Raw genomic sequence first — 11736 nt, 5'->3', positions numbered from 1 at the left:
CTCCCCCGCTGCCGGCCGCGGTCACGACGCCCCCGCCTCCCGCGGACCCGGCGCCGTCCACCACGACGCCGCCGCCCACGACGACGACGCCACCCACGACCACCGAGCCACCGCCCACGACGACGCCGCCGCCGACCACCACGACGCCGCCCCCCACCACCACGGAGCCCCCACCGACGACCACCGAACCGCCGCCTCCCACGGACCCGCCCGGCACCGACCCGCCACCGGACGAGCCACCGGCCGACGGGACGCCGTGAGCGAGCGCCCGGCAACGGCAGGTCAGACGTCCCGGCGCTCGAGCAGCACGGCCCCGACGAGCCAGGCGCCCAGCGCCCAGGCCCCGACGACGGCCATGCCCACCGGCCAGGAGGTCGGCACCGCGAAGAACGCGTCCTGACCCACCCGCAGCATGGGCAGCGCCTGGGAGAGGCGCTCGGCCCACCGCGGCCCGGACACCGCCAGCACCGGCGGGACGACGAACACCAGCGCCACCCCGAGGCCGGCCGCCCCGGCGGTGGAGCGCAGCGCCGCCCCGAGGCCGACGCCCAGCATCCCGACCAGCGCCGCGGCGGCGATCTGCAGGCCGAGGGTGCGCAGCACGTCCGGATCGGTCGGCGAGACTCCCCCGGGCACCGCGGTGAGCGTGCGCGCGGCGAGGAAGCACGCCGCGGCCAGGGCCGTGCTGAGCAGCGCGCCGTAGCCGGCGACGACCACCGTCTTGGCCAGCAGCAGGCGGGTCCGCCGGGGAACCACCGCCAGCGTGGCGAGCGCGCTGCCGGAGGCGAACTCCGCGCTGACCGCCAGCACCCCGACGGCGAGCAGCAGCAACTGGGCGACGCCGAACCCGACCAGCGCCGTCTGCACGGCCACCTCGGCGCGCTCCTCGGTGTCGGTGCCGGCGGCGGCCAGAGACCCGGCGGCCAGCACCACGAGCACGTAGAGCGCCGTCGCCCACCACGTCGAGCGGACCGACCACAGCTTGGTCCACTCGCTGCGCAGCACCGCCGAGAACGGGACCCCGGCGCTCACCGCCAGGTCGCCCGGTACTCGACCTCGCCGCCGGTCAGCGCGAGGTAGGCCGCCTCGAGCGACACCGTCTCCCGGGTCAGCTCGTGCACCCGGACGCCGGCGAGGAAGGCGACGTCCCCGATCTGCTCGGGCTCGAGCCCCTCGACCCGCAGCGAGCCGTCGATCTGCAGCTCGATCGTGGCCCCGGCCCGCTGCAGCGCCGCCGCCAGCACCGGCGCCTGCGGGCTGCGCACCCGCACCCCGGCATCGGCACCGAGCAGGTCCGGCAGCGGGACGTCGGCGAGCAACCGGCCCCGACCCACGACGACGAGGTGGTCGGCGGTGTCCTCCATCTCGCTCATGAGGTGGCTGGAGACCAGCACCGTGCGCCCCTCGTCGGCCAGGTCGCGGAGCAGTTCGCGGACCCAGCGGATGCCCTCCGGGTCCAGCCCGTTCACCGGCTCGTCCAGCAGCAGGACGTCGGGGTCGCCGAGCAGCGCCGCCGCGATCCCCAGCCGTTGGCCCATGCCGAGCGAGAAGCCGCGCACACGCTCGTGCGCCACGTCGGCCAGGCCGACCAGGTCGATGACGTCGTCGACCCGGTACCGCGGCAGGCCGTTGCTCTGCGCCAGCGCGAGCAGGTGTGCGTACGCCGTCCGGCCCGGGTGGTGGGCGCGCGGGTCGATCAGCGCGCCGACCCGCCGCATGGGGTGGGCGAGCTCGCGGTAGGGGCGGCCGAGCACCCGCGTGGTCCCGGACGTCGGGCGGGTGAGGCCCAGCACGCAGCGCAGCGTGGTGGTCTTGCCCGAGCCGTTCGGCCCCAGGAAGCCGGTGACCCGGCCGGGGTGCACGGTGACGGTGAGGTCGTCGACGGCGACGCGGGAGCGGTACTGCTTGGTCAGCCCGTCGAGCTCGATCACCCGGTCAGCATGGCCAGCCCGGTGCGCGACGGGGAAGAGGCGCGCCCCTAGCCCTCCGTGGCGGCATCTAGCCCTCCGTGGCGGCGTCGGCACGCTCCTGCTCCAGCAGTTCCTTGCTGCGGACCAGCCTCAACGCGGTGACCACCAGGAGACCGCCGGCCACGTTGAGCAGCGTCGTGTACCAGAACCAGGCCAGCCAGTCGCCGTAGCCGAACGCCCCGCCCGCGTGGATCCCACCGAAGACGATCAGCGAGTCCAGGATCGAGTGGAAGAGCACGAGACCGGCCAGCACGAAGGCTCCCGCCAGCGCCGCGACGATCTTCCCGCCCTCGGTGTGCGCGCCCTGCTGCATGCGGGTCATGAGCGTGATCGAGCTGCCGGCCAGGAAGGCCAGGCAGGCCGACTGCAGGTCCAGCGGCGCGTCGAGGAAGGTGGCCGACGACCCGATGGCGGTCGCACCCAGCTCCGGCAGCGCGTGCACGGCGATCCACATCAGGATCCAGCCGCCCGCCAGGTTCGCCACCAGCGTCCCGCTCCAGAGCTTGGCGAGCTGCCCGACGCTCGCGCGCCGGGCGGCCACGGCGGTGACCGGCACCAGGAAGCCCTCGGTGAACAGCTCGCTGCGGGCCAGCAGCAGCGCGATGAACCCGATGCTGAACGCCAGGCCCGCCAGCAGGTGGCTGCCGGTCTCCGCGTAGACGGCCAGCAGCGCGAGCACGCCGACCGCCACCTCGAGCCCGCCGGCGAGGCCGGTCGTGAGCACCTCGCGCCAGGTGCGGTGCAGCCGCTGGGCGCCCTCGCTGACGATCGCGTCGAAGGCCTGGGTGAGCTCGTCCTCCTGCGGGCCGTGGGTCCGACCGAGCTGAGGACGGTCCGCGGTGGTCTTCCGCCGGCCCGCTCGGACCTTCGAGGGCTCCCGCTCACTCGAGGAACGGCGCGCGCTTGAGCAGCTTGAGGCCGGCGGTCATGACCGTCGCGTACCGCTCGAGCGGCAGCCCCGGCATCGGCCCGATGGGCAGTCCGCGCTGGACGGCGACGGTCTGCGGCTCGGTGTACTTGAGGATCCCCTCCGCCCCGTGCCGCCGGCCGACCCCGGAGTTCCCCATGCCGCCCATGGGCGCGTCGTGCGACGCCCAGGCGGCGGCGTAGGCCTCGTTGACGTTCACCGTGCCCGTCCGGATCCGCGTGGCGACCTCAGCGCCCCGCCGCGGGCTGGACCAGATGCTGGCGTTGAGCCCGTACTCCGTGTCGTTGGCCCGCTCGATCGCCTCCTCCGCGTCGGCCACGCGGGTGAGCGCCACGACCGGGCCGAACGTCTCGTCCCGGCAGAGGGCCATCTCCTCGGTGACGCCCTCCAGCACGGTGGGCTCGTAGAACAGCGGTCCGAGGTCGGGTCGCGGCCGGCCACCGGTCAGCACCCGGGCTCCCTTGGCGACGGCGTCGTCGACGTGCGCGCGCACCGCGTCGAACTGGTCCCGGCTGACCAGCGAGCCCATCTCGGCCTCCCAGGTGGTGCCCGCCGCCAGGGTCATCCGGGCGACCCGCTCGACGAACGCGGGCACGAACCTGTCGTAGATCGCGTCCTCCACGTACATCCGCTCGATGCTGATGCACAGCTGGCCGGAGTTGGCGAAGCAGGCCCGGACCGCACCCTCGACGGTCTTCTCGAGGTCGGCGTCGGCCAGGACGATCATCGGGTTCTTGCCGCCCAGCTCGGCGGAGAAGCCGATCAGCCGGCGGCCGCACTGCTCGGCGATGATCCGCCCGGTCGCCGTCGACCCGGTGAACATCAGGTACTCGACGCCCTCGATCAGCGGCGTCCCGAGCACGCTCCCGGCGCCGGTCACGACCTGGAACAGGTCTCGCGGCAACCCGGCCTCGTACAGCAGCTCGACGGCCATCAGCGCGGTGAACGGGGTCTGCGAGTCGGGCTTGAGCACCACCCCGTTGCCCGCGAGCAGCGCCGGGATCGCGTCGGACACCGCCAGCGTGAGCGGGTAGTTCCACGGGCTGATGACGCCCACCAGCCCCTTGGGGTGGTGGTGCTGGACCGTGCGGGTGAGCAGGGGCAGGGCGCCCTGCCGGCGGGTCGGGCGGAGGTGCCGCGCGGCGGTGTTGGCGTAGTACCGCGCGGTCATGGCGACGTCGGCCAGCTCCTCGAAGGCGCTCACCCGCGCCTTGCCCGTCTCGGCCTGGGTGACGTCGAGGACCTGCTCCTGCCGCTCGAGCACCAGGTCGTGGTAGCGGAGCATCACCGCGCGGCGCTCGGCGAGCGATCGGGCCGCCCAGTCGGCCTGGGCCACCCGCGCCCGGCGCTGCGCCTCGGCGACGTCCTCGGCGGTGCAGGCCGGCACCTCGCCGATCAGCGCGCCGTCGAACGGGGCGTGGGACGCCTGGCGGGGTCGGCCCGGTGCGGCGGTGACCAGCGCGGCCAGGCGGTGGACCAGCGCGGGGTCCATGGGGCCAGGGGTGGTGGTGCCCGTCGGGGCGAGCTCGGCGGTCGACATGGGCGTTCCCCTACCCGGCTGCTCCGGGCCTCACGCGGGTCAGGCGCTGGGGCCGAAGCGCTCCACCCGGATGGCGGACGCCGGGGTGCCCGAGGAGATCAGCAGCTCGGTGGCGGCGTCGGCGAAGGACGCCGACCCGCAGACGTACACGGTCTGCTCGGGCTCCCACAGCGGCACGAGGTCCATCGCGGTGAGCCGGCCCGGCGGGCGGATGCCGCGCGGCTCGCGGGTGAGCGCGAGGAGCGCGCCGGCATCGGCCAGCTCGTCGGCGTAGGGCAGCTCGGCGAGGGTGCGCGCCGAGACGGCGATCCGCAGCAAGTCCGCGCGGCCGGTCGCGCGGGCGTGCCGCAGCATCGACACGAACGGGACGACGCCGTACCCGCCGGCGACGAGCAGCGCCGGGCCGGCGCCATCCCAGACGAACCACCCGCCGATGGGGCCGCGCACCTCCAGCTCGTCACCCGGTTCCACCACGTCGGCGAGGTGCAGGGAGACCTCGCCGTCGTCGAGCCGCGCGACGAACAGCTCCACGAGCGGGTCGCCGGGTGCCGAAGCGACCGAGTAGGAGCGCTGCGCGGTGTAGCCGTCCTCGGCGGTGAGGCGGACGACGTAGTGCTGCCCGGGCAGGTGGTCGACCCGGTCGTGGACGTCGAGCCGGAGCTCCACCGAGCGCTGGACCGGCCGCCGCACGCCCGCGACAGTCGCCGTCCGCCAGCCTCCCGCAGGCGCCGCGCGACCGAGCCCGCTAGTCACCCTGGTACCGCTGCTGGCGCCAGGGGTCGCCGAGGTCGTGGTAGCCGTTCTGCTCCCAGAAGCCGGGCTGGTCGCGCCGCGTCAGCGTCAGCCGGGTGATCCACTTGGCGCTCTTCCAGAAGTACAGGTGCGGCACGAGCAGCCGGACCGGGCCCCCGTGCTCGATCGGCAGCGGTCTGCCGTCGTACTCCCACACGATCCACGCCTTGCCCCCGGTGACGTGCTCCAGCGGCAGGTTCGTCGTGTAGCCGGTCTTCGACGTCGCGAGGACGAAGCGCGCCTCGGCCGTGGGCCGGGCGGCCTCGAGCAGCGTGTCGACGCCGACCCCGGCGAACCAGGTGCCGAACTTCGACCAGGTGGTCACGCAGTGGATGGGGCCCCGGTACTCCGACCGGGGCAGCGCGTGCGCCTGGTCCCAGTCCCAGCTCACCGGGTTCTCCACCGCGCCGTCGACGGTGATCGACCAGGTCTCCGGTGCGATCCGCGGGGTGGGCTCGGCGGTGAGCACCGGCCAGTCGGTGCCGACGTCGTACTGGCCCGGGGGCAGGCGGGGATCGCGGTCACGACGGCGGCCGACGAAGCCGCGTGTGGGTCCAGGCATGCCTCCACCCTCCTCCACGGCCGGGGGCCACCCCTCAGTCAACGGCCCGCCCCGTAGATAAGGCAACCCTTACGAGAGGGGGGTCACCGCGCGTTGCCATGGTCACAGGGGCTCCGACGTCCTAGTTTTGGGACCGTGGTCACGGTGACGGACGGGGTCCAGCGCAGAGCGCCCAAGGCGGCGAAGACGAGTTCGGTCTTCAAGAAGGTCGTCATGGCGGTCAGCGGCATCATCTTGGTGCTGTACCTGATCGCCCACATGATCGGGAACCTCAAGGCGTTCTCCGGCGCCGAGGAGTTCAACCACTATTCGGAGTGGCTGCGGACGATCGGCAACCCGGCGCTGCCCGGCGCCACGACGCTGTGGATCATCCGCATCGTCCTGCTGGTGTCCGTGCTCGCCCACATGTGGGCCGCCGTCTCGCTGTGGCGGCAGGCCAAGCGCGCCCGGCCCCAGGGCTACGTGAAGAAGAAGGCCGTGGCGCAGACCTACGCCGCGCGGACGATGCGCTGGGGCGGCGTGATCATCGCCGCCTTCGTGGTCTGGCACCTGCTCGACCTGACCTTCGGGACCGTGAACAGCGAAGGCGACGGCGCGCCCTACGACCGCCTGGTCGCCAGCTTCTCCAACCCCGTCTCCACCGCCTTCTACGCCGTCGCGGTGATCCTGGTCGGCATGCACCTGCGGCACGGCATCTGGAGTGCCACCCAGACCCTCGGGCAGAGCAACCGGCGGCGGGAGCTGACGGTGAACTACACCGCCACGGCGATCGCGACGGTGCTCACCCTGGGCTTCCTGCTCGTGCCCTTCTCCGTCCTCTTCGGTCTGATCGACTAAAGGATTTGTCAGGCATGCCTCTCGACCTCTTCACCGAAGGCGACCCGATCGCCGACACCAAGGCGCCCCGGGACGTCCCGATCGGCGAGCGCTGGAGCGAGCGCAAGTTCCGCGGCAAGCTCGTCAACCCGGCGAACCGCCGCAAGATGACGATCATCGTCGTCGGCACCGGGCTGGCCGGTGGCTCGGCCGCCGCGACCCTGGGCGAGGCCGGCTACAACGTCGAGTCCTTCTGGTACCAGGACAGCCCGCGTCGCGCGCACAGCGTCGCCGCGCAGGGCGGCATCAACGCCGCGAAGAACTACCGCAACGACGGCGACAGCGTGCGCCGGCTGTTCTACGACACGGTCAAGGGCGGCGACTTCCGCGCCCGCGAGGACAACGTGCACCGGCTGGCCGAGGTCAGCGTCAACATCATCGACCAGGCGGTCGCCCAGGGCGTGCCCTTCGCCCGCGAGTACGGCGGCCTGCTCGACAACAGGTCCTTCGGCGGCACCCAGGTCTCGCGGACCTTCTACGCCCGCGGCCAGACCGGTCAGCAGCTGCTCTACGGCGCCTACCAGGCCCTCGAGCGGCAGATCGCGGCCGGCACGGTGAAGCAGCACGCGCGCACGGAGATGCTCGACCTGATCGTCGTCGACGGTCGCGCCCGCGGCATCGTCGCCCGCGACCTGGTCACCGGCGAGATCAGCACCCACTTCGCCGACGCGGTCGTCCTGGCCACCGGCGGCTACGGCAACGTCTTCTACCTGTCGACCAACGCGATGGGCTCCAACGCGACGGCGATCTGGCGGGCGCACAAGCGCGGGGCGTACTTCGCCAACCCCTGCTACACCCAGATCCACCCGACCTGCATCCCGGTCAAGGGCGACTACCAGTCGAAGCTGACCCTGATGTCGGAGTCGCTGCGCAACGACGGCCGCGTGTGGGTGCCCAAGGAGCGCGGCGACACCCGCGACCCGCGGGAGATCCCCGAGAGCGAGCGGGACTACTACCTCGAGCGCCAGTACCCCTCGTTCGGCAACCTCGTGCCCCGGGACATCGCCTCCCGGGCGGCCAAGAACGTGTGCGACGAGGGCCGCGGCGTGGGCCCGGGCGGGCTCGGCGTCTACCTGGACTTCGCCGAGGCGATCGAGCGGCTCGGCCGCCCGGCCGTCGAGGCCAAGTACGGCAACCTCTTCGACATGTACGCCCAGATCACGGGCGAGGACCCCTACCAGGTCCCGATGCGCATCTACCCCGCCGTCCACTACACGATGGGCGGGCTGTGGGTGGACTACGACCTGCAGTCCTCGATCCCCGGCATGTTCGTGATCGGCGAGGCCAACTTCTCCGACCACGGCGCCAACCGGCTGGGCGCCAGCGCGCTCATGCAGGGGCTGGCCGACGGCTACTTCGTGCTGCCGGCGACCATCGCCGACTACCTCTCCGGCGGCCCGTTCGAGCCGATCGACGACAGCCACCCGGCTGCCGTCGAGGCGCTGCAGGGCGTCCAGCAGGACGTGCAGAAGCTGCTGAGCATCAACGGCACCCGCACCCCCGCGTCGTTCCACCGCGAGCTCGGCAAGCTGATGTGGGACCTCTGCGGCATGGAGCGAACCGAGGAGGGCCTGCGCAAGGCCCTCGACCGGATCCCGGAGATCCGCCAGGAGTTCTGGACCAACGCGAAGGTCTCCGGCGACTGGCACTCCTTCAACCAGACCCTCGAGCTGGCCGGCCGGGTCGCCGACTTCATCGAGCTCGCCGAGCTCATGTGCGTCGACGCCCTGCACCGCCGGGAGAGCTGCGGCGGCCACTTCCGCGCCGAGAGCCAGACCCCGGACGGCGAGGCCCTGCGCGACGACGAGAACTTCGCGTACGTCGCCGCCTGGGAGTGGACGCCGGAGGGCCAGCCCCCGGTGCTGCACAAGGAAGCCCTCGAGTACGAGTACGTCCACCTCGCCCAGCGGAGCTACAAGTGACCATCACAGAGGCCGGTCCCCACTCGACGCCCGGCGGGACGCCGGAGAAGCGGGGCATGAACCTGACGCTGCGCGTCTGGCGGCAGCAGGGCCCGACGGCCAAGGGGAAGATGGTGACCTACAAGGTCACCGACATCTCCCCCGACATGTCGTTCCTCGAGATGCTCGACGTGCTCAACGAGCAGCTGATCATGCAGGGCGACGACCCGGTCGCCTTCGACCACGACTGCCGCGAGGGCATCTGCGGCATGTGCGGGCTGATGATCAACGGCCAGGCGCACGGTCCCCAGCAGACCACCACCTGCCAGCTGCACATGCGCTCGTTCTCCGACGGCGACTCGATCGACATCGAGCCGTGGCGCGCCTCGGCCTTCCCGGTGATCAAGGACCTCGCCGTCGACCGGCGCGCGTTCGACCGGATCATCCAGGCCGGCGGCTACATCTCCGTGCCCACCGGGACCGCTCCCGAGGCGCACTCGACGCCGGTGCCGAAGAAGGACTCCGACAACGCCTTCGACGCCGCCACCTGCATCGGCTGCGGCGCCTGCGTGGCCGCCTGCCCGAACGCCTCGTCGATGCTGTTCACCGCCGCCAAGGTCACCCACCTCGGCCTGCTGCCCCAGGGCCAGCCGGAGCGCAACGACCGCGTGGTCAACATGGTCCACCAGCAGGACCTCGAGGGCTTCGGTGGCTGCACGAACATCGGCGAGTGCTCCGCGGCCTGCCCGAAGGGCATCTCGATGGAGACCATCTCGCGGCTGAACCACGACCTGCTCGGTGCCCTGCGCGCGGGGGCCCGCCCCAAGAGCTAGCGGATCACGGCGGGGTTGCGCTCCTCCAGCCAGTTCCACAGCGCGTCGGCCGGGAGCGGGCGGCTCAGGTGGTACCCCTGGACGACGTCGCAGCCCAGCCAGGTCAGCGCGTCGACGGTGGCCTGGTCCTCCGCGCCCTCGGCCACCAGCACCAGCCCGAGGGCGTGGGCCAGCTGCAGCGTCGAGGTGACGATCGACTCCGCGCGGGAGCTGCCGGTCATCGCCGCGACGAAGGTCCGGTCGAGCTTCAGCTCGGTCACCGGCAGCGCCGCGAGGTAGGCCAGGCTCGAGTAGCCGGTCCCGTAGTCGTCGATGGCGACGCCGACCCCGTCGTCGCGCAGCCGGCCGAGGACGCGCACGGCCCGTTCGCGATCCTCCATGAGCAGGCCCTCGGTCACCTCCAGCACCAGGCTGGAGGCCGGGAGCCCGTGGCGGTCGAGCAGCGCGCGCACCTGGGCCGGGAAGTCCTCGTCCACCAGGTTCGACGGGCTCACGTTGACCGCCATGGTCAGCGTCCTGCCGGCGTCGGCCCACGCGCGGCACTGCGCCAGCGCCATGTCCACGACCTGGTCGGTGAGCTGCGCCATGAGTCCGGCGGACTCGGCGAGGTCGATGAAGGCATCGGGGTAGAGCAGTCCGCGGTCGGGGTGCTGCCACCGGACCAGTGCCTCCACACCGCACACCGATCCCGAGGTCAGCGCGAGCTTCGGCTGGTAGTGGAGCACCAGCTCGCCGCCCTCGATGCCGCGGCGCAGCTGGGCGACGTCCTCCAGCCGGTGCCGGCCGTGCCCGTCGCGCTCCTCGTCGAACACCGCCACCCCGCTGCGGGTCGACTTGGCCGCGTACATCGCCAGGTCGGCCAGCTGGAGGAGCTCGACGGCGCTGGCGGAGTCGCCCGGGCCGACCGCGACGCCGATGCTGGCGTCCACGCTCAGGCCCATGCCGCTGACCCGGAACGGCTTCTGGAGCTGGGTGCGCAGCCGATCGGCCAGCAGCCGGGCGCCGTCGGCGTCCAGGTCGGCGGCGAGGACGACGAACTCGTCGCCCCCGAGGCGGGCCAGCAGATCGTCGGTGCGCAGCTGGTCGCGCAGCCGCGGCCCCACCTGGGCCAGCAACGCGTCGCCGACCGCGTGACCGAGCGAGTCGTTGATCTCCTTGAAGCGGTCGAGGTCGATCACCACGACGGCGGTCGGCTCGCCGGCAGCCAGCCGGGTGTCGGCCGCCTCCAGCGCCTCGAACACCGAGCGCCGGTTGGGCAGCCCGGTGAGCTCGTCGGTGCGGGCCTGCCGCCGGCTGTCGGCGAGGGCCCGCACGTCGCGGAAGGTCAGTCCGGTGCGGGTCAGGGCGGCCAGGACCGCGGCGAGCGCGAAGCCGCCGGCGACCGGGTCGCCGACGCCGAGGTAGCCGCGGAACAGCAGCGCGACGGCCACCAGCGCGGAGGCCGCGGGGATCAGCAGGGCGCTACCGCCGTCGGCGCGCGTCGTCGTCCCCCGCGAGGTGCGCTGGGTGGCGGCCATGCCGCAGCAGACGAAGGCCAGTCCCCAGGCCACGTCCAGCGGACCGCCGACCGTGTAGGTGCCGTGGGCGAGCTGGTAGGCGTAGGCGGTGTCGGTCACGACGAAGATCGCCAGGCCGGCGGTGACCCACCACCAGCCCGGTCCCGCACCGCGGCCGATGAGCACCAGCCCACCGGCGAGCAGGCTGAGCAGCAGCAGGTCGCCGATCGGGTAGAGCAGGGCGGTGGCGGTGGCGAGGGCGTCGCCGTCGGCCGCCTGCAGCTGCGCGCCGATGCCCAGGGCGGCGGCGACGGCCGCGGCGGTGCAGCCGGTGACGATGCTGTCGAGCCACATGCTGGCCGTCAGCCGCCGGACACGGGTGCGGAGCAGGAGCAGGAAGGCGACGAAGGCCAGCGGGAAGAAGCCGAGGAAGGCGACGTCGGACCACGACGGGCGTGGCTGCACCTCGAGCCCGCGGTAGTAGAACTCGTACGCGGCAGCGCCGCCGAGGTAGGAGAGCACCGCCGCCGCGAAGCACCACCAGGAGACGCGGTCGACCGGCGAGCCGGCACCGCGGACCACGAGGAGGACCACCAGCCCGGCGAGGAACACGAGCTTCCCCTGCGCGGCCAGGAGGTCGCCCACCGCGGTCACGCCCAGCGCGGCCGCGCCGAGCGCCAGGACCCACAGCCCCACCAGGGCGGCAGCGAGCAGACGGACGACGCGCAGCGACAGGTCGTCGTCGCGCGCCTCGTCGGGCAGGTCCACCAGGACCTCGGGCAGCCGTTCCGCCATACCTCTCCATCGGCCGGCTCCGGGGTGATCTGGAGCACGTCCC

Annotated in this window: 9 protein-coding genes and 1 pseudogene; 3 read left to right on the top strand and 7 right to left on the bottom strand. The window is 72.9% G+C overall.

Going from position 1 to position 11736, the window contains the following annotated elements; genetic code table 11:
* Window positions 1-282: 282 nt before the first annotated feature.
* From A6V29_RS13410 to A6V29_RS13385, 6 genes and pseudogenes are all read right to left on the bottom strand, one after another.
* Window positions 283-1032, bottom strand: coding sequence for an ABC transporter permease (locus A6V29_RS13410; protein WP_170977861.1), 750 nt, complete (start codon window positions 1030-1032; stop codon window positions 283-285).
* Complete coding sequence (locus tag A6V29_RS13405; protein ID WP_137160769.1) at window positions 1029-1931, bottom strand: ABC transporter ATP-binding protein; 903 nt, start codon at window positions 1929-1931, stop codon at window positions 1029-1031. The genes A6V29_RS13410 and A6V29_RS13405 overlap by 4 nt, the downstream gene beginning before the upstream one ends.
* 67 nt (window positions 1932-1998) lie before the next feature.
* Window positions 1999-2742 (bottom strand): annotated as a pseudogene (locus tag A6V29_RS13400) (formate/nitrite transporter family protein); the annotation flags it as partial.
* Window positions 2743-2851: 109 nt separating this feature from the next.
* Window positions 2852-4438, bottom strand: coding sequence for a succinic semialdehyde dehydrogenase (locus A6V29_RS13395; RefSeq protein WP_137160767.1), 1587 nt, complete (start codon window positions 4436-4438; stop codon window positions 2852-2854).
* 39 nt (window positions 4439-4477) lie between these two features.
* On the bottom strand, window positions 4478-5128 hold the full coding sequence (locus tag A6V29_RS13390) for an FAD-binding oxidoreductase (RefSeq protein WP_249933213.1): 651 nt from the start codon (window positions 5126-5128) through the stop codon (window positions 4478-4480).
* 55 nt (window positions 5129-5183) lie between these two features.
* Window positions 5184-5792: a molybdopterin-dependent oxidoreductase gene (locus A6V29_RS13385; RefSeq protein ID WP_137160765.1), complete on the bottom strand. Its 609-nt coding sequence runs from the start codon at window positions 5790-5792 to the stop codon at window positions 5184-5186.
* Window positions 5793-5936: 144 nt separating this feature from the next.
* Here A6V29_RS13385 and A6V29_RS13380 point away from each other — a divergent pair, with 144 nt between their 5' ends.
* Genes A6V29_RS13380 through A6V29_RS13370 form a run of 3 tightly spaced genes read left to right on the top strand, consistent with a single transcriptional unit; the run spans window position 5937 to window position 9402 of the window.
* The gene (locus tag A6V29_RS13380) at window positions 5937-6629 is read left to right on the top strand and encodes a succinate dehydrogenase cytochrome b subunit (RefSeq protein ID WP_249933212.1); all 693 of its coding nucleotides are present in this window, start codon (window positions 5937-5939) and stop codon (window positions 6627-6629) included.
* 14 nt (window positions 6630-6643) lie between these two features.
* Window positions 6644-8590: a fumarate reductase/succinate dehydrogenase flavoprotein subunit gene (locus tag A6V29_RS13375; RefSeq protein WP_137160763.1), complete on the top strand. Its 1947-nt coding sequence runs from the start codon at window positions 6644-6646 to the stop codon at window positions 8588-8590.
* On the top strand, window positions 8587-9402 hold the full coding sequence (locus A6V29_RS13370) for a succinate dehydrogenase/fumarate reductase iron-sulfur subunit (RefSeq protein ID WP_249933211.1): 816 nt from the start codon (window positions 8587-8589) through the stop codon (window positions 9400-9402). Before A6V29_RS13375 ends, A6V29_RS13370 begins: the two co-directional genes overlap by 4 nt.
* On the opposite strand, the gene A6V29_RS13365 is transcribed toward A6V29_RS13370, so the two are convergent.
* Complete coding sequence (locus tag A6V29_RS13365; protein WP_137160762.1) at window positions 9399-11693, bottom strand: putative bifunctional diguanylate cyclase/phosphodiesterase; 2295 nt, start codon at window positions 11691-11693, stop codon at window positions 9399-9401. The two genes, A6V29_RS13370 and A6V29_RS13365, sit on opposite strands and share 4 nt — an antisense overlap.
* Window positions 11694-11736: the final 43 nt, after the last annotated feature.

The organism is Blastococcus sp. CCUG 61487 (assembly GCF_005222955.1).
Classification (GTDB): Bacteria; Actinomycetota; Actinomycetes; order Mycobacteriales; family Geodermatophilaceae; genus Blastococcus.
This window is presented reverse-complemented; position numbering and strand designations above follow the sequence as displayed.

Coding starts and splice junctions, on each gene's coding strand:
- A6V29_RS13395 (WP_137160767.1), bottom strand. CDS start 4,438: ATGTCGACCGCCGAGCTCGCCCCGACGGGCACCACCACCCCTGGCCCC.
- A6V29_RS13385 (WP_137160765.1), bottom strand. CDS start 5,792: ATGCCTGGACCCACACGCGGCTTCGTCGGCCGCCGTCGTGACCGCGAT.
- A6V29_RS13375 (WP_137160763.1), top strand. CDS start 6,644: ATGCCTCTCGACCTCTTCACCGAAGGCGACCCGATCGCCGACACCAAG.
- A6V29_RS13365 (WP_137160762.1), bottom strand. CDS start 11,693: ATGGCGGAACGGCTGCCCGAGGTCCTGGTGGACCTGCCCGACGAGGCG.